General features: G+C 49.9%; 15 protein-coding genes. 9 read left to right on the plus strand and 6 right to left on the minus strand.

Translation table 11 applies throughout. The features are described 5' to 3' along the window. The first annotated feature begins 11 nt into the window (after positions 1-11). The 3 genes from ACESMZ_RS03145 to ACESMZ_RS03155 are packed head-to-tail and all read left to right on the plus strand — an operon-like array spanning position 12 to position 6,080. Entirely contained in the window at positions 12-554 is a 543-nt protein-coding gene (locus ACESMZ_RS03145; RefSeq protein ID WP_372972192.1) for a hypothetical protein, read from the plus strand. Next, positions 544-2,913: a hypothetical protein gene (locus ACESMZ_RS03150; protein ID WP_372972193.1), complete on the plus strand. Its 2,370-nt coding sequence runs from the start codon at positions 544-546 to the stop codon at positions 2,911-2,913. The genes ACESMZ_RS03145 and ACESMZ_RS03150 overlap by 11 nt, the downstream gene beginning before the upstream one ends. Then, entirely contained in the window at positions 2,910-6,080 is a 3,171-nt protein-coding gene (locus tag ACESMZ_RS03155) for a hypothetical protein (protein ID WP_372972194.1), read from the plus strand. The genes ACESMZ_RS03150 and ACESMZ_RS03155 overlap by 4 nt, the downstream gene beginning before the upstream one ends. Before the next feature lie 58 nt (positions 6,081-6,138). On the opposite strand, the gene ACESMZ_RS03160 is transcribed toward ACESMZ_RS03155, so the two are convergent. The 4 genes from ACESMZ_RS03160 to ACESMZ_RS03175 are packed head-to-tail and all read right to left on the minus strand — an operon-like array spanning position 6,139 to position 8,735. Continuing rightward, positions 6,139-7,044, minus strand: a complete 906-nt coding sequence (locus ACESMZ_RS03160) for a hypothetical protein (protein ID WP_372972195.1) — start codon at positions 7,042-7,044, stop codon at positions 6,139-6,141. Then, positions 7,041-7,310, minus strand: a complete 270-nt coding sequence (locus tag ACESMZ_RS03165) for a hypothetical protein (RefSeq protein ID WP_372972196.1) — start codon at positions 7,308-7,310, stop codon at positions 7,041-7,043. The genes ACESMZ_RS03160 and ACESMZ_RS03165 overlap by 4 nt, the downstream gene beginning before the upstream one ends. Then, complete coding sequence (locus ACESMZ_RS03170) at positions 7,307-8,506, minus strand: Arm DNA-binding domain-containing protein (protein ID WP_372972197.1); 1,200 nt, start codon at positions 8,504-8,506, stop codon at positions 7,307-7,309. The genes ACESMZ_RS03165 and ACESMZ_RS03170 overlap by 4 nt, the downstream gene beginning before the upstream one ends. Continuing rightward, on the minus strand, positions 8,499-8,735 hold the full coding sequence (locus ACESMZ_RS03175) for a hypothetical protein (RefSeq protein ID WP_372972198.1): 237 nt from the start codon (positions 8,733-8,735) through the stop codon (positions 8,499-8,501). Before ACESMZ_RS03175 ends, ACESMZ_RS03170 begins: the two co-directional genes overlap by 8 nt. A 151-nt stretch (positions 8,736-8,886) precedes the next feature. On the opposite strand from ACESMZ_RS03175, the gene ACESMZ_RS03180 reads away from it, so the two are divergent. Further along, positions 8,887-9,093: a helix-turn-helix domain-containing protein gene (locus ACESMZ_RS03180; protein WP_286714595.1), complete on the plus strand. Its 207-nt coding sequence runs from the start codon at positions 8,887-8,889 to the stop codon at positions 9,091-9,093. A 58-nt stretch (positions 9,094-9,151) separates the two neighbouring features. Here the strand turns inward: ACESMZ_RS03180 and ACESMZ_RS03185 are convergent, their stop codons facing one another. Beyond that, on the minus strand, positions 9,152-10,438 hold the full coding sequence (locus ACESMZ_RS03185; protein ID WP_372972199.1) for a cysteine desulfurase family protein: 1,287 nt from the start codon (positions 10,436-10,438) through the stop codon (positions 9,152-9,154). 53 nt (positions 10,439-10,491) lie between these two features. Between ACESMZ_RS03185 and ACESMZ_RS03190 the strand changes: the two genes are divergently transcribed. The 5 genes from ACESMZ_RS03190 to ACESMZ_RS03210 all read left to right on the plus strand — a co-directional run bounded on the left by ACESMZ_RS03190 (position 10,492) and on the right by ACESMZ_RS03210 (position 17,528). Further along, the gene (locus tag ACESMZ_RS03190) at positions 10,492-11,442 is read left to right on the plus strand and encodes a DUF4007 family protein (protein WP_372972200.1); all 951 of its coding nucleotides are present in this window, start codon (positions 10,492-10,494) and stop codon (positions 11,440-11,442) included. Continuing rightward, the gene (locus ACESMZ_RS03195) at positions 11,442-14,837 is read left to right on the plus strand and encodes an ATP-binding protein (RefSeq protein WP_372972201.1); all 3,396 of its coding nucleotides are present in this window, start codon (positions 11,442-11,444) and stop codon (positions 14,835-14,837) included. Before ACESMZ_RS03190 ends, ACESMZ_RS03195 begins: the two co-directional genes overlap by 1 nt. A 4-nt stretch (positions 14,838-14,841) precedes the next feature. Next, positions 14,842-15,678, plus strand: coding sequence for a phosphoadenosine phosphosulfate reductase family protein (locus ACESMZ_RS03200; protein ID WP_372972202.1), 837 nt, complete (start codon positions 14,842-14,844; stop codon positions 15,676-15,678). 75 nt (positions 15,679-15,753) lie between these two features. Further along, positions 15,754-16,275: a hypothetical protein gene (locus ACESMZ_RS03205; protein WP_372972203.1), complete on the plus strand. Its 522-nt coding sequence runs from the start codon at positions 15,754-15,756 to the stop codon at positions 16,273-16,275. After that, positions 16,272-17,528 carry a DGQHR domain-containing protein gene (locus ACESMZ_RS03210; protein WP_372972204.1) on the plus strand — a complete coding sequence of 419 codons (1,257 nt, stop codon included), beginning with the start codon at positions 16,272-16,274 and terminating at the stop codon, positions 17,526-17,528. Before ACESMZ_RS03205 ends, ACESMZ_RS03210 begins: the two co-directional genes overlap by 4 nt. Positions 17,529-17,579: 51 nt before the next feature. Here ACESMZ_RS03210 and ACESMZ_RS03215 read toward each other — a convergent pair whose 3' ends face one another. Further along, on the minus strand, positions 17,580-18,422 hold the full coding sequence (locus ACESMZ_RS03215; RefSeq protein ID WP_372972205.1) for a hypothetical protein: 843 nt from the start codon (positions 18,420-18,422) through the stop codon (positions 17,580-17,582). Positions 18,423-18,506: the final 84 nt, after the last annotated feature.

Raw genomic sequence — 18,506 nt, forward strand, 5'->3', positions numbered from 1 at the left:
AGGTTGCACCGATGGGATTAAAAACAGTAAAGGTCAAAATTGAAAATCTGGTCATCTCACCAAGCTTGTCCCCCGAATATCGGCGGATGCTTCTGGGGCTGACGTATCGGGTATCATCATTTGCCCAGATACCGGAGCCATTGCTCCTGGATTACATCATGGCTCACCCGCCAATTGGTAAAAAAGTTGGGGATCAGTTTCACGTTGTCGCCAATATCCGGACGCTTGCCCTCAAACCGTTTCTTCCTGGGGATACCCGAATTCGCGTGATCGAGGATGACCACGCTGATCGACTGGATATCGTAGCGGCCTCGGCATACCGTGAGTTGATTAACCTGATAATTTCCGGAATGACGAATCAGCAGTATCAGTACGCAGTGGTGGCGCTCTGGGAATTGTTTTTGAAGCATCACCAGAACAAACAGTTGCCTGTAACGCTCAAAACTGAACTGGCTCCTATCGTGGGGCTGAGACGCCAGGCGTTATCTGAGATAGCAATAAGGAAAGGGAAGGCCGGTTCAGCATTTGGTGGAGGTAGTGAAAGTGAGCGATAAAAGCCTGAGCGATATCCTTGAACAGCTGATCGATCCGCCATATGGAATGCTTGGTATTCAGCGCGTTGCAGAGGTACTGAGCGAGGTTCTTCAGCGGGCTTGGTTGATCAAAGCCGAAGTGGAACCGGAAGGTCGGGGAAAACCAGAGTTTCTGGATTTGACTCCTGAGCTCAGAAAGCTCTGCGGCGAAATTTCAACTCAATCTGATGGCTCTGGTCGGTGGGTCGAAAAAGACGGTGCAGTAAAACATTTTAAGACGAGTAACCCAATTTACTCTGCAATGTTTGAGCTATCAAAATCAACGAAACCACTTTCAGGTGGGCGTCTCCAGCTAGTGGCGCATGGCTTGGTTGCGGCCCACATGGGGGTGCCCATAACAGATGGTCGCGCAGAAATGCCAAAAGTGAACATCCAGGATGCATTTCGAGAACTGCGCCGTCTGGGTAGCCCTCTGCTCGATTCTGTTGTGTTTGAATTGCCGAGCCGTTGGGGCTGTTACCAGTCGTTAAAGACGGTTGAACAGTCGGGAAATCCGGACTTTAGTCACAAGGAGCTGGAGGGGCTTGGAAAAATCCGCCGACTTCTCGGTTTGTCCCTCGGGCTGGAGGTGCCATTAGAAGTCTCGACTAGACGCTCATCGGGCGCGCAAGTTGAGGGCCTGGAGCGCGGTGCAGAAGTTTCTCCCGACCAACTCGGTGATGTTGGAGGGGAAAAATTTTACCTGTTTGAGGCATCACTATCAGACCCGGCGTATATAGAAAAAGGACAGCGGGAAGGTCTTGCTCCGAAAGATGTGGTATCGGAAGTTCCGCAATTGAAGCCCTCCGGACATTCCAACCCTAGACGTGGAGGATCTCAACAACACGCAACCTACAAAGCGCGATACATTAAAAACCAGATGCGCAGGGCCGCTCAGCCGTTGACTGGACGTTGGGATCGGTTAACAGAATTTGATATTGCCTCGTCTATTTCCATGTTGTCCTGGCCAGGCGCAGGACAAAATCCGGGCACAATCGCGGCAGGCTTGGTTCTGCTCTCCAGCCGACCACTGACCGCAGTTTTGAAAACGCGTCTATTCGATCGCGCTAGTCAGCTCCCAAAGCATCCATCTGAAAATTTCATGGCTATTTGTTTTGAAAACGCCTTTATTCAGGTATCTGTGCCGGTGCCAGAGCGTTCTCGTCAGTTACGGATGGAATGGTATGCCAATCTGGTTCCTGCTGATGATCAGCTTAGGCTGCCCATTGTCAGGGTGCTGTGGGATTTGTTGGTTGAATATCTTGGCTCGTCGGGCACCGGGGAGCATGGTTACCTGTTTCCACAATCTGAAATAGACGATATCAAAAAAAGCGCTGAAAGCATTATTGCGGACGTACGATTAGAAGACGGTGCAAGGCTGACTGAAACTCGGCTTCAGCGCTGCCTCTATAATGAGATTGCGGATGTCTTGGGTGATACAGCGGATGCCGTTTTTATCACAGGCAACCAGCCGTCGGTAGGAACCCACGTTGGTATTCATTATTACTGTGTTTCCGAAGCCGATCTGCAGAATCGGTACTTAGGCGCCCTACGCGGAATGGTACCAGAAGGGCTACAGGAGTTAATGGTGCCGGTTAGGGGCTGCTTCAGCCGTGATCACTTTATTGGCAGTCCTATGTGCCCAACACTTGAATGGCTACGGGCCGTCGTCAGCGAACTCCGTGCAAAGTTGGCAGAATCCAAGCGTATGGCCTTGGATGCTGATCACCTTATTGAGCTCCATAACCGCTACACGTTGTATGTCGTGATGTTTATGGCCATGGCAACCGGGTACCGTAGTGTCCAGGCTCCGCTCTCTCGCGGCACTGATTATGATCCCCTATCGGGTATGCTCGTGGTGGCCGACAAAACCGACAGCGCATTCAGCCACGCGAGACTGGTGCCTGTTCCAGACATCTTTTCTCGGCAGTTAGACCTATACAGCCAGCATAGAGAACGTGTGGCTGACCGGATGTGGGCGATTCTGGGTATTGAGGAAGCGCAGCATTTTCTGTTTTTCCTTTCCAAGGTGAGCAGGGCCAAAGCATCCCAAAAACTCGTCAGGGTTGTCCCTGTCACAAGCGAAAAATTGAAGTCCCTCTTGAAAGGCACTTGGGATCTTCCTCTCAATGTTAATCGTCATTACATGCGCAGCGAGCTTCGTCACCGGGGAGTTCATGGGGAGCTGGTCGATGCCTGGATGGGACACTGGTTGGACGGCCAGGAGCCCATGGGGCGCTATTCAACGCTCAGTCCCATTGATTTTGCAGCACAACTTGAACCGGTTCTCAGTGGAATCTTGGAGGAAATGGGGTGGTTGCCCGAGGAGGGATTGTCATGAGTCGACATGTCCCCGTTGAAGAGCGCGACCATGGTGATGAAATCCGCACCAAGAAGCGTCGACAAAAGGTCGAAAAGGAGCGGAGGTTTGTCGAGGATTACCTGGACGAAAACGCCCGAGATATTTTGTTGGGAGAGTGTCCGAGCCAGTTGTCGGAGCAGAGGATAGACGAGCTTTTTGCAGCCGTGACAAAGGACGTTTCCGGGTACAAGTTGAAAACTCGGCACAATTATCTCGCAGAATTGCTCCAACAGGCGGCGAGCGAGCACAATCTCGATTTGCCCAATCAGCAGCGGATGGTTGTGTTGCACGGCGAATCCGCGCCGGCAACACCGTCGGGCTTCGAGGAACTCGCGATTCTTCGCACTTGGGTTAATGGGTTCTGGGCTGACATTGAGAATCCGCGAAGTCGCGATATCGCCAAAGAGAAAAAGCTTGATGCCGGGCGCCTGATTTTCAGTTTTGTTGTATTTGGAGGGGTGCACAGCAAGAAAAAGCTGCGATGGTTGGTCGATGCGATTCCAAAGGGCGTTTTCAGTCGAGATGAGCTCACATGGATGGATATTGAGACCAATATGGGTTTGTGGCGTTGGTATCCAGACCCTGTATCGATGCTGTTACTGCAGCACTGGTACAGAACCCACGGTGCAGATCAGTGGCCGGCTGAGATGAACACGGATCTTGCCCGTCTGGTTTTCAATTATCTTCGATTCCTCGAATTGCTGCAGAAGGGAGAAACGAAGCCCAAGCATGTTTTTCGGCGGTTGACCGATGCCTCCGCTACTTTGGATGCGACGCGGATAGAGGGTGCTATTCATCATATTCAGCGTAGCATCGGTGCAATGGTGTCGTTACCGGCAGATGCGTGGGCACGATTACTGACCAAAAAGGTCCCACTTCGAAGACCAGAAAGGCTGGATGATGCTGAAACCCAACCGGTAACTGACTTGCAACCGCTGACTGGCAGCTGTGACTCGGATGTTTTCAATGGGGTGAGTGCTATTCGGAGAGTTTTGAATAAAGCTACTCCGAAAAGCAAGCTGGGCGCCGGTGACAAAACTTACCAAGAGCTAATAGCTATTGCTGGAGACAATTCATGGGCTCCTGTGGTGCGCACTCTGGCAAGCTGGGCCGCACACATGCGCCGTTATGGGGGGCGCCAGAAGCGCATCGTAACCAGCAGCATTAAGAAATACCTTTCCTCGATAGCGAACCCCCTTGCAGAGATACTTGCAGGTATCGAGGACTTGAACGCGTTGGGTGAGGATGAGTGGCACGAAGTTTATGATCGCCTGCTTGCTACAGCTTCCTCAGGAAAACAGCGATCGAGTCGAGCAATCTTTGCGGGCTGGTTCCATGATTATCTGGTCGAACATTTCGGGATGCCCGAGGTGGAAATTGAGGGGGCGACCGTCAACGGCGAGGTGGACGCAAATATACTGACCCCCGCCGAATACGTCCGAGCAAACAAAATGCTGGCATATTCCGGCGAAAGTCCCCGCCTTATTCGAATACGACAGAATGTCTTAACCCTCGGATTTCGTTGTGGGTTTCGTCGCACGGAAATTCAGAAAACTCTAATCAAAGACCTGCAGGGCTTATTAGACCCTTCATCTAAGCGCCCGGAGCTTTTAACCAGAGGCAACAAATTTGCCGGTCAGAAAAGCGACAGTGGCACTCGACGCTTGCCGTTGTGGGCCTTGCTGACAGATGGCGAGTTGGAAGAACTACGTGAATGGTATCGATACCGGCTCCGAGAACCCGGTACAAAGCCAACCGACTTGTTATTTTGCGCCCCACAGCGGGGGAATGAACTGATCCCTCAACGACAGCTATTTAGTCCTATCCAGGAGGCAATGCGAGCGGCATCTGGCACTGATACTCTGCGGTTTCATCATCTCCGCCATTCATGCGTCACGTTCACTGCAGTGCGGTTGTTCGAGCGGCATGCGGGTGAACTCATGAAGGATGAGTGGGCCTCGGACGATGATGGAAATATCGAGATGCCGCATTGGGGGCAGGACATTTTTTCAATTGCTAACCGTTCACCTGAGTGGGCGCCTACTCGTAAAAAGTTATGGTTTCTTGCTCTGCTCACCGGCCATGCCTCTCCAGGCCAGACGTTAGCAAGTTACACCCACCTGATGGACTACGTAATCCGGGTAAGGCAGGCCCAACGTCGACTACCAGCTTTGAGTACGCAAGCGCAGGCGAACCTTCTCGGCTCAAATCCAGAGTCAGTGGCAGTATTCCGAAGTCGGCAGAACCTGAAAGACAAACCAACTGCCAGTGAGCTGGCCGCTGTTGCCAATCGGCGATGGCCTGGTGGTGTTTGCCAAACGGCAGGGAAGGATTTGATTAAATTTAAAGCTCCAGATTCAAAGGCTCTCCCTGAACGGCTGGCCGTCGAACCGTACACGGCATTTTTGATCTATGGTGCGCTGCTCCAATTCAATCGGCTGGTTGCCGACGGCTACGACAGAGAAAGGGCCGTTTCTAGAGTGGCGGAAAGATTTGATATGGCAGCCGGGGCTATTGAGGCGTGGCTTGAGCAGGGCAAATACCTAATGAATCAACATGCTCGTGATGGGAGCCGTGTAACAAAGTATACGCGCAACCTTATCAAGGACGCGAAACAGGTTCGCTTCAAGGATGGTGTCGGTGGCGTTGTAATGCCGGAGCTTCCTGAGTGCCCGACACCGCCTACGGCCAAGGCAGCGCATGGACTCGTAGAAGATATTTTCGAGCATGTGCGCTGTTGGCTTCGGGCAGAGCCTGAATCAGCATCTCATGCCTTGCAGACCGTGAATGACGCTATCACGAGCAGTAATACGCAGATATTGTTCACCCGTGATGAGGATAAGCTGATTTATCGAGAATTTATTGAGCAAGCGGGCCTAATGCATTTGATAAAAGTGCGGATTAAAGGCCCACAGCGCGTGGTGCCGGATCGGGAATTAAAGGCGTATTGGTCTCAGCGGTTTAATGTTCCCAAAGCGCGGGTAGTGATCATTTCGCAGGCATCGAAGGGGGATCGCTTCCCGTATGGGAGTGCTCAGATCGAGATAAGGCCGGAGCTGAAGCTCGGCAAGGGAGCCTCCCAGAACACAATGAAGGCCGTCAAATTTGCGATTTTTATGCTGATGCTGTCGTGTGCAGGGGAGTAGATTGAAGGCTCGGCTGTCGGGGGGAGGGCTTGAAGCTGGCCATCCTTGGCCAGCGAGTTCAGTTCCTTACGATCGGGAAAGCCCCATCGTGTCTATCGGGTTCGTTCCAACGCGTTGTTGGGCTGTTCATATAGAACTTTGCTGATGTCATCAGATTTGACTGGAGATCAGCAGCAATGAGGTGAGATGCCTGGACAACCATTGCTGAGGGATGTAATGGCTTCTGGCTTCCAATTCGATACATCGATGCGATGATGAACTGGATCATACGCACCGCCTCGGGATGAACCTGGCCTAGCCATTGGAGCTGGGGCGCAAGCAGCCCCAAAGTCTTAAGAACAACCTTTAGGTACTCGACTGGCTCACTGGCAGGTAGTTCAATCCGACCCAGCCCATGTAGCAGAGCTGCGATGGCAGCAAGCCATCGCTCTTCGTCGGAGTACCCGCGACAGGCATCGAATGATCGCGTAGCTACTTCCAGGCTATGCCGAGCCAAACAGCCCGGCTGTCGGAGGCCTGCTTCTTGCATCGCGCCATTCAAGAAGCGTAGCCCAACCGATGGTCGACCCAGCACTCGCCGAACAAAATCAGCTAACGGTTGCACCGGGCACGCGTCGATGAACAGTTCAATATCGACCACCAGATCTGGGTGGACCAGTTTCGACTCAGGCAGATGCAGCAGTGTGTCAGGCGTTTCCAGTAGAATGACAGTGTCTGAGCGCGACACGGCATTCCCCCGCTCACCCTCCCAGAGCACCAGCTGAACAGCACAGTCTGGGATTTCTGTGAGCTGGAGATCCCGGTGAGGTTGGAACATCACGACCTGATACTGCTCGAAAGAGTTTTCGATGGTCAGTTCCAACACCGGCAGGTCCTCCCCGTTCGGGATTTCCGTCAGGTGGGTAATGGTCCCGATGAAGATTTCTGGCTTGGTCTTCCAAGTGGTGTTGACGACAATGCTCATGCGAAGTCCTCCTGTGCAGAATGCAGAAGACGTTCCAGGTTGTTGAGCAGTTGCGGCAGAGGGTCCTGAAGGGCCTCGTCGTCCATCAGCCACATCTCATTTTCCACCCAGTGAGTGAGCGCAGCGAGATTAGAGCATTCGTCCCCTTCGCCAAGCACCGCGACGAGGTGAGTTCCGTCAGGAATTTGCATCGAAAATGCGAGCGCACTGGCCAAACGACTTGCGAAAGACTTTCGGCTGATAGAAAACAGTTGAGAATGGTTCATGAGTCACCTTCCTTCTTGGGATCAGTTTTGGCGTTGAATTCGTTAATGAGCAGGCGCTCGAACGCACTGCCATCGCGGCGGGTCAGATTTGGCACGTAGCGGCTATACACGCGGAAAAGCATTTCCGTTGTGGTATGACCCATTTGCCTTGCGATCCATTCCGGGTTCTCACCGGCGGCTAGCCATAGGGTCGCTGCGGTGTGACGGGTCTGATAAGGCCGGCGTTTACGCAACTCAAGATGGCGGAGCAGCGGGTACCAAACCCTTTTCGTGACGTTGTTATGGTTAAGCGGCCCGCCTGTTCTGGTACAAAAGACGAATTCATTTCCGCCAGTAGCTTTTTTCTGGTCCTCAAGTGCGTCGACGACCAGTTGAGACATCTCAACGTGACGGTAGCTACCATCGGTTTTCGTCTGCTCGATTTCACCCTTCACCAGGGCCTGGCGAACCAGAATCTGCCGGCGCTTGAAATCGACACAATCCCAGGGCAAACCATCGATCTCGCCGGTCCGAAGACCGGTAAAGAAGCGAACGGTGTAGTAATTCCTGAAATCTTCTCGAACCGTGTCCAGAATCAGCCGAACTTCTTCCAGAGAGAACGGTTCCACATCCGAGCGGGGCACCTTCAGTGATTTGATCCCCTGATAGGGTGAGGTAAACTCATACCGGTTGGCTGCCTCTCCCAGAATCATGCGCAATGGCGTCATGATGCGGTTGATACGGCTGGCGGAAAGTGGCTTTTTGCTCCGGGTCTGAACTTTGGCGAGGGACGCCCGGAACGAAAGAATTTCCTGCCTGGTGATGTGGCCAACCTCCGACTCTCCAAATTCCGGAATCAGATAGTTCTCCAGCGTTCCCTCAATCGTTGCGATGTAGGAGCGGCGCCACTGAATCCTCATTTCGTCCAGCCATGTTTGTGAAAATTCACTGAACAGCGGCGTGTCATGAGCCGCCCGAGCGCGCTGCAATTCAGCTTGCCGGGTAAATTCCTGCGCCTTGGGGCTGTCGGGGAAATACTTGTGGTACTCGAAAGTCCCCAAAGTGATTTCCGCCTCAACCTTTGCGAGGATTTTTTCCAACTGCTTCCGATTTTTGGGTACGTCTGAGAGCGCTGTTTGCTCCCGGCAGCGTTTCCCACGGTAGCGGAAGTCGAAGTACAGTTTTCCGGTTTCGGGTCGCGCGACGATCTTACCCACGGCACACACCTCCCCGAGCCATTGGCACGGCAAAGGCAACATTGGTGGCATGATCAAACATGTCTTGCTCAACCTTCTCCCAGATATAAAGAATTTTTCGCCCTCCGAACGGGCGGATGTAGTGAACGCCCTCAAGCAAAACACTGTCTTTCAAGCGTTCGCGAATGGTGCGAGCATCGTATTTGATGCGCTGCGCGAGCTCCTCGGTAGTCAGATACTCCTGTGACATAACTTTTCACCTCTGCTATCGTTTAGTGCTGGAGGGCATACCGCATTACTAGCGTCTCAAAATGTCCTCCTGTAGACCATTATGCACGCATAAAGACCTTTTGCAAGTCTTTTTGATCTCCTGCGAGTTAATTTGTTCTTTGGTGGGCCAAATGATTAAGTGCCATCTGTCGAAGCTGATGGGCGAGAAGAAGCTCAAAATTGTTGATGTGGCGAGGGAAACAGGGGTGAACCGGGGGACGATTACCCGGCTTTATCACGAAACAGCGAGTCGTGTGGAGCTTGAGACGATAGACGCGTTATGTCGGTTCTTGGGATGCGAAGTGGGGGAGCTGTTCGAATTTGTGGAGGACTCCTAAAAGGGCGTCCTCAAACAATGGAGCATGTGAGTTCGTGATTGGGTGCTCGCCCGGTTGGCTATGCTGTAGAAAGTGTTGTTGATAGTGAATTGGTGAGCCTGAGTAGCGCATGTTCGAGCAATTCCACTGCGTTATCGACTTCCTTCTCCGTGGTCTCAAAACCAAGGCTGAATCGTATGGCAGATTCAGCCTCTTCCGTCGTTAAGCCGATGGCTTTCAGCACGTGAGACGGTTCAGGAATGCCTGAGGTACAGGCTGAGCCAGTTGAAGCAGCTAGCCTCGGTTGTAGTGCGCCCAGAATGTCTTGTGCATTCAAGCCTTCAAATCCAATTGATATGTTGCCCGGATGGCGATTTTCCAGCTCCGCTCCAAACAGTCTTGCGGAATAAGGTAGAGCCAGGAGCTTATTCAAAAATCTGTCCCGAAGGGTACGGAGTTCTTCGCGTTTATGGGACGCTTCGGGTGAGCTTACATAATCACTTGCTGAGGCCAGTCCAACGCATAGTGGGGTTGGTAGAGTGCCAGGGCGAATACCTTTCTGTTGGCCGCCGCCGTATACTAGAGGTTCGATTTCCTCTTGAAGTTCACGGTTTATGTAGAGTGCACCTATGCCTTTTGGACCATACATTTTGTGACCGGATAGGCTGAGCATGTCTACATGAGACGCGAAGTCTGCCACAGAGATGGCTAGGGGAGCTTGGGCCGCGTCGCAGTGAAAAATGGAACCGTGTTTTCGCACAACCTCTGACAGCTTTTGGATGTTTTGTATCGTGCCAATCTCATTGTTAACGGCCATGATTGAGACCAACAGTACGTCGTCATCCATCAAGCGCTCTAGCTCGGAAACGACGATGTGGCCTTTGTGGTCAACCGGAATGATATCAACGACGAAGCCGTATTGATCTTGAAGCGCGCGCCCAGCCGACAAAACGCACTTGTGCTCAATTGCACTTAGCAAAATTCTTGTTTTTGATGACCCTCTCAGTCCAGCACGCCTGCCCAGCCCAAGGATAGCTAGGTTATTCGACTCTGTAGCTCCAGAAGTAAAAAAGATTTCGTCGCTATCTGAACCGATTAGTTCAGCTACGCGCTGAGCTGCAGCTTCAACTGCAGTGGCAGAGCGCCAGCCAAGTGCATGGTCTGAGGAGTGGGGATTAGCGAAGGCTTCTGAAAAATGTGGCCGCATTTCTTTCAAAACATGATCAGCAACCGGGGTTGTTGACTGATAGTCAAAATACATAGCCGTGATCCTGACAATTAAAAATGGCGCAAGCGAAGCTTTCTCGTACAAAAATCTGGCATGATCAAGCGTTCTGGATGAAGCTTCCAGGCTGAAATTGACCATAGCATAGGGGACGTATTACAGTCACCTGGACGGATCATCCAGGAGAGCAGTACATGGCGCGTGGGCCACTTTATAATCAGGACTATAAACCCCAATTTTCAGGACACGAGACTTTTCCGCTTAGGTATGGGTGGCTAAAAAAGTGCTTTGATCGCGTGGCTCAGACAGAAGATGAGCCTGCCAATAAGGCCCTGTGTTGGGGGGATGACGCTATCGCGGTTTTTGGGGTTGGCAAAAATATGGTGGCGTCAATTCGGCATTGGGCTACGGTTGCCGGTGTCATCGAAGAGCCTGTGGGTACAAATAAAGTTACCACAACTGTGCTAGGCAAGCTGCTTTTTGGTCCTGATGGAGTTGATCCTTATCTAGAAAGTCCGAACTCTCTGTGGTTGATTCATTGGAAGTTGGCAACGGATTGGAAGAAAAAAACGACGTGGTATTGGGCCTTTAGTAACTATTCAGCCGTGACATTTGAGCGCGACAAGTTCATCGAAAGGCTGCAGAGTGAATGGCCTTCATCAGCTAAAGCCACGATAAAGAATGATGTTGCTTGCTTTCTGAACACTTATGCAGGTCAGCCCATTTCGGGGAAAGGTGGAAGAGACGATTCTCTTGAAAGTCCCCTTGCAGAGCTTGGCTTAATAAAGCACGTTTCTCGGCGTGACGAATACAGATTTGTACGCGGCCAAAAAAATACTTTGGGTGATGGCGTCTTTATTTGTGCACTACTAGAGTTCTGGCAGGAATTCTCTCCCGCTTCTTCAACGCTTTCATTCGAGGCAATCGCTCACGAACCCGGATCTCCTGGAAGGATTTTTCTACTTGATGAGAACGATGTCGCCGACCGGTTGTTTAGGCTTGATGCCCTTACTGACAATGATCTCCGTTGGTCGGAAACTGCAGGCTTGAAGCAAGTTATTCGAAACCCGGACCTGGAGTTCGGTAGTGCACTTGATTTCGTTCGAAATGACTTTAAAAGCGCAGATGATAGAGAGGCCGCATAGTGTCTTTGATTGATCGAGTCAGCATTGCCCGGCGTTTCCAGAAATCAATGCAAATCGACACGGATCTTGGTAGCAAAGAAGCCTTAAACGGCTTTATCTGCCCTCAGTCTTCAGCTGATGTTCTTGTCTCGATGGCTCGGCATACCTCGGAAACTGGGCAGGGTGCATTCACCTGGACAGGGCCATACGGTAGCGGAAAATCAAGCCTAGCCATTGCTCTTAGTGCTTTGCTTGATGGAAACGCTGAATTGAAGGAGCAAGCGGCCTCCGTATTCGGAAACCGACTCACCCGAACGATACGAAACGCCTTTCCGACTGGCGAGCGCGGATGGCGAATCCTGCCGGTCGTGGGGAGGCGAGGCGATCCGGTCCATGTTTTGGGTGAAGCGCTAGAAAAGGCGGGGTATGTTTCTTCACGTCCGGGACTAAACTGGACGGAAGACAGCATTTTGGAAAGTCTCGTCTCTCTGGCTAACAGCGATGCCTCTGAGCATGGCGGTCTCCTATTGTTTGTCGACGAGATGGGGAAATTCCTAGAAGCTGCTGCTCAGGATGGATCTGATGTTTATCTTTTTCAGCGAATAGCCGAAGCTGCATCGCGGAGTAACGGTCGACTTCTTTTCGTAGGCGTCCTACATCAAGCGTTTGACGAATATGCCCACCGGCTTTCACATGAACTGCGAAATGAGTGGTCGAAGATTCAAGGACGTTTTGTTGATCTGCCTGTTAACACGATGGGCGAAGAACAGATTGACTTAATTGCTCGTGCAATTGAGGTAGATGGAGGTAAGCCGAAGTCCGGAACTCAGGTCCAAACTGTTGCGAACATTGCGCGTAAGGGGCACCCAGAGAGCGCGGGGCGATTGGCCGAGATGCTTGCTAGCTGTTGGCCTCTACACCCTGTTGTGGCTTGCCTTTTAGGTCCTATTTCTCGACGGAGATTTGGGCAAAATCAACGTAGCATTTTCGGCTTCCTCAACTCTTCGGAGCCCAATGGATTTCAAGATTTTCTCCGCTTGGCTAATGAATCGGATGTCTACACACCGGATAAGCTATGGGACTATCTGCGCGCCAATCTTGAGCCTTCGATTCTGGCATCTCCAGATGGTCATCGATGGGCGATTGCAGCCGAAGCTTTAGACCGCTGTGAAGGTAGCGGTGGGGATGATTTCTTAGTTAAGCTCCTAAAAAACATAGCACTTATAGATCTGTTCAAGGAACGATCCGGGCTAGTGCCAAGTTCTGAGCTACTTCTAACCTGCTTCCCTGATCTCAGCGAAGACTCTTTGAAAGATGCGCTCGCACTCCTGGATAAATGGTCGCTAACTATATTCAAGAAGTTTCAGGGTGCCCATGCCATCTTTGCTGGCAGTGATTTTAATATCGATCAGGCCCTCGGCATTGCGCTGGACGATATTGCAGAACTGGATTACGAGGATCTTGAATCATTGGCTGGTTTGCAGCCTGTTCTCGCCAAGCGACATTATCACAAGACTGGCGCCATGCGATGGTTCAATATGAACATTGCACCTGCAAAGGATGTGTTGGGAGTAGCTAAGCGGTTTAAACCAAAGGGCGGTGTTATTGGGGCGTTCCTGCTCGTCGTTCCTACGAAAGGGGAAGATGAAGAACGGATCCACGATCTTTGCCAAGAAGCGGCCGAGTTGAGTGAAGAATGGGACATCGTTGCGGGCTACTCACCGCAAGCCTGGTCCATCGTGGTGCTGGCAAAGGAGTTGTTGGCGCTCCACAAAGTTAGTAATGATCACCCCGAGCTTGCCGGTGATCCGGTAGCGAGGCGTGAAGTTTCGGCAAGAATTGCCGAAATGCAGGCGCAGCTGGAAATGGAATTGAGTAAGTTTGTTGCCGAAGCTACATGGTGCCGAAAAGGGGAGTTACCGAAGCAATACAGTCAGACTGGCTTAAATGGCTTGGCATCCGACCTCGCGGCCAGGCGTTTTAGTCGGTCTCCAACACTACACAACGAGCTTCTGAATCGTCAAAAGCCCTCAGGCAGCGCTATAGCCGGCCAAAATAGGCTTCTCAAACGTATGATAATGCACGAAGCCGAGCCTTGCTTGGGCATTGAAGGCTTCCCGGTAGAAGGCGGTCTGTATGCTTCGCTTCTACGAGCCACCGGTATTCATGCTGAAACCGAAAATGGTTGGCGTTTCGTTACACCACCTGAGGATGACAAGGAGCACAACCTAGCTCCGGCTTGGAATGCCGCAATTAAGTATATTAAAGATCGCAAGGATCGGCCCGTAACAGTTGCTGAAATATTCGATAATTGTTGGGCGAAAAAGCCGTTCGGTATTAAGCCGGGACTGATGCCCGTACTATCCGTTGCGTTCATTCTGAGTCAACGAGATCACCTCGCTGTATACAGGCAAGGTTTATTCCGGGCCATATTCGATGATGTGGACGTGGATTACCTTGCAAAGGACGCTGAGACGATCCAATTACGCTGGATGGATATCGATAGGGTTTCGCGCAGCTTGCTCTCAGAAATGGTCGATCTCGTGCGGGAGCTTGACGGAAAAAATGAACTCATCCATCTCCAACCCATCGACGTTGCGCGGGGGTTAGTTGCTATTTATGAAAAACTCCCAAACTGGACGAAGCGAACCATGCGACTGTCCTCTAGGGCCGTTCAGGTTCGAGATATGTTCAAGCGTGCGAACGATCCGAATAAGTTTTTATTCGATGATATTCCAGCGTTTGTAGATCCGCAGAGTGCGGATATATCAGAGCAATTTGATGTTCACAATGTCGTTTCTGTCGTGCGCGAGGGGCTTCAAGAATTGGTGCAAGCATACCCAGCGATGGTAAATCGACTTAGGGACATGCTTCTTGCTGAGTTGCAAGTCCCCAATCTCTCACCTCAATCGCTTGTTGAATTACGCGATCGCGCGGAGAACGTGAAGGAACTTGCTGGTGATTTCCGTTTGGACGCATTTGTGGGGCGGCTTGCAGAATTTGAAGGCAGCGACCAAGGCTTCGAATCTATTGCCAGCCTTGCAGCAAACAAACCGCCGAGAGATTGGGTTGATCCGGATATGGATCGAGCGTCAATAGAGCTCGCGTCTATGGCGCAAAAGTTCCTCAAAGCAGAAACCTTCACAAGGATAAAAGGCCGGCCTGAGAAGCGGCATGCAATGGCAGTACTTGTTGGTAAAGATGGAAGGCCAACACCACTTCTGCAAGAGTTTGAAGTTACTGACTCCGACCGGGAAGAGATTGAGCATCTCGTTGATAGGGTCACGGAAACCTTGGATGGGGCTGGAACGATGAACAAAAATATTGTTCTCGCTGCGTTAGCACAACTGAGTGCGCGATACATCGAAGATCCTAAGTTAAAGAAGTCCAATTCAGAAAACGGTGAGGTCGCATAGCGATATGGCAACCAAAGAAAGGCATGTTTTAGGTTTGTCCGGGGGGAGGGATAGTGCTGCCCTAGCTGTGTACATGCGGCAACACCATCCTGAAATCGATATCGAGTATTTCTTTACCGATACTGGTAAAGAGTTGCCCGAGGTATATGAGTATCTTGGTCGCCTTGAAGGGTTTCTTGGTAAGCCAATCCAACGTTTGAATCCCGATCGCGATTTCGATTTTTGGTTGAAGCAGTACAATGACTTTTTGCCTTCAGCCCAAACAAGATGGTGCACGCGTCAGCTGAAGCTTCGACCTTTCGAGCAATGGGTTCGCCCTATGCTGGATGAGGGAATGACCATATACAGTTACGTCGCTATTCGCGGGGATGAGGAATATCGCGAGGGTTACGCGTCGAAAGACGATAACCTCATTGTAAAGCTCCCGTTCAAAGACGCTGGTATCGATAAGGCAGATGTCTTGGATATTCTAGAGGGAGCTGGCTTGGGGTTACCGAAATATTATGAGTGGCGTACTCGAAGTGGCTGTACGTTCTGTTTTTATCAGCAGAAGATTGAATGGGTTCGCTTGATGGAGCGCCACCCAGAAGCGTTTGAAGAAGCCAAGGCCTACGAAAAAAATGCTGTTGAACACGGCTCACCGTTTACTTGGAGCCAAGGAGAGTCTCTGGAAGAGTTGGAGAAGCCTGCTCGGGTCCAACAGATTAAAGAAGATCATGAGGAGCGTCTGGCTAGGCAGAAGAAAAAAACTCAGTCAAACCCCCTTCGAAGTGATAGTGAACCTTTGGATATTGACGATCTTTATGGCAAGGCAAAGGTCTGCCTTGCCTGTCATAAGTAATTTAACTTTTAGAAGAAGTTAGAGGTAGCCTTTTGAAGCTTATCGACAGGGACTTGGTGCTGTTAAGGAGAGATTTTGGCTTTTGAATCGCTAATAGATTTTGCTGACGAGGCCGCGCGAGAGATTGGTCAATACATGCTCCAAGTTACTCTGCGGCCAGAGCAGTTAGTGGCGGAGGAGTACCCTGTGGCCGATTTAAATTGGGACTCTGTTAAATATGGCCCAGATGAAGTCCAGCGGGTGCCAGACGATAAGCGTGGAATTTATGCCTTTGCGATATGCCATAATAATTCAGTTCTTCCTCCTTATGGGTACATTCTATATATTGGTATAGCAGGAAGGAGGTCGAACCGATCTCTTCGCGAGCGCTATAAAGACTACCTCAACGAAAAAAAGGTCATTAAAAGAGAAAGAATCGCAAGGATGATAGGTAATTGGCACAATGTGTTGAGATTCTTTTATGCTCCGATACCCGATGATATGACATCAGAGGAATTGGAAGATCTAGAGAAAAGACTAAATAATGCGTTTCTTCCACCTTTCTCGGAAGGTGATCTGGATGCTGATGTCAAGAGGAAGAGAAGGGCTTTTAGATGAGTAAGTCAAAAAAAAATGAGATTACTCTCCCTGCCCTTCGAGGTGTAATGGGGAACTGGGTTTATTATTCATGTCTGATGCGGTTAGATGAGATTGCTGAACGAGTCAGGTTCGCCGACGAAGTGCATTCAAATAAGCTTTTGTCAGATATGATTCAGCGCCAATTAAAAAGAGGTCGTGGCGACCAGATTGCAGATTATCTAGAAACTCAGGAAGAGCGGTTTTTTAACTCGCTGGTGGTTGCGACATATGGGGGGGAGCCTAATTGGCATGGGTTGTCCGATGTTCGGAGTAAAGGTAAAAAAGATCTTCGCAATTTAGGTGAGGATACTATTTCCTCTATAGGCTTTTTAACTCTAAGAGGGGACGAAAATTTATTTGCTCTTGATGGGCAGCACAGACTTGCGGGTATAAAAAAAGCTATTAAAGGCAATATCGAACAAGATCCTTATGACGAGCTTTCCGTAATATTCGTCGCTCACAAGGATACATCCAAAGGCTTGCAGAGAACTAGGCGATTGTTTACCACGCTTAATAAAACAGCGAGGCCTGTGTCTAAGGGCGATATTATAGCTCTTGATGAAGACGATGTAATGGCAATATGTGTGCGATGGCTAATCGAGAATACGGACCTTTTTTCTGGAAACAGGATTGCATTTGTTGCATCCAACAATATGCCAAAAACAAACATTCGAAGCTTGACCACAATCGGCAATCTATATGACCTGCTTACAATATTTTTCACTAACTCTAAGCATGAGTTGAAAAAGTCTAAAGGGGATCTTCAAAGAGCTAGGCCTGATGATCAAGTTTTAAACCTTTATTTTAAGTATGCAAAGAAAATATTTAGTGAATTTAGAGATAAATTTCCAGAGCTCGAAGAGTTCTTCGCCGCTCAAGAAACCGAAAATGTTGTTGTCAAACATAGGGGTTCGCATGGTGGGAGTGCGCTATTTCGACCTATAGGGCTAGAGGTTTTTTCTCAGATAATTGCGAAGCTCACAAAAGATTATAGTCTTGAAGATGCAGTTGATCTCGTCTCTAGATTGCCGCGAGAACTCACAAGCGCACCTTTTGTTGGATTGATGTGGGAGCCGAATACAGAAACAATATCCAACTCACACAAAGTCACGCTAAGAGAGACTCTTTTGTATATGCTAAATGCATCAAAATATTCTGAGCAAAAGCTGCTTGAGAGATATCGGAGGGAGACTGGTGATGATCAAGCAGTGCTGCCTGACAAAGTTGTATAGGAAGTGGCGATAAGGAATGGGGAGGGGGCAGAGTTTGAATACCATTGTAGGTTAATTTTTGTTCCCTGAGTCCATCCAGCTGCATAGGCAAAAAGGCTGCGTTAGGTGAAGCGTTAGCGCATATTTCAGGGTACAGTTTTCTAAAAAGTAGTCGAATTCCTCGCCATATGCCCCTTCAATCGCAAGGTACTCATGAGACTTGAAGTTTTGGCAGTGCCTTTTGATTAATGCTTGGATGTAAATTGTTGCCGATCGGCTTGCGTGCAAGAGTAGATTGATTAATTCGGAAATTATGTATGTGTCGTCAGGATCTATGAAATCATTCATTAATGGAAATGCGCCATGTGCGATATGGTTTCTTAAGTTTCTGACAAGATGTAGGCCATAGCTATGGCTCTCCTTTGTAACTCCTTTTAGTCCACTAGTGTCAAGCTTGTACTGGTCAATGTATTTCACAAAATAGAAGTTCAAGTTGCCGATAATATGCAGAAAGCTATTCGGCAGTTCGGAGGTCGTTAGTTGGTCTACCAGAAAGGCAGACTGTACACTTGGCTTTCTGAGCCTCTTGAAATTAAGATCTTTGTGATTATTTCTGGCAAACTCGATGTATGATGAGGAACAAAACCTGTATGTCTCTTCCAAAGCATAACATATGTAAATGAAACGTGTAAGGGCTGTAGAGTATTTCGTGAAGATCTTCGTATCAATGTCGTAACGGTCTGCCGCAGTGCCACACCACAAAGCATCTTCTCCAGCATACTTCCATGCATTTATCTTCACACTTTCCAATTGACCCGCGAGTCTAAGCCAGTTGCCAATGACAAGGGTGTGCACTTCACGGGGACCGTCTGAGCCGGAGTATATATTTGAGTTGTCAAGGTACGTGCAGAACATGGCCATTTCGTAGAGATGGTCGGATAAGGGACGTAAAGAACTACAAATGGGGCACTTGGAAGTTTTCTGCACAGATTGTTTCTT

Source organism: Marinobacter sp., from assembly GCF_041690615.1.
In the GTDB taxonomy this organism is placed as follows: domain Bacteria; phylum Pseudomonadota; class Gammaproteobacteria; order Pseudomonadales; family Oleiphilaceae; genus Marinobacter.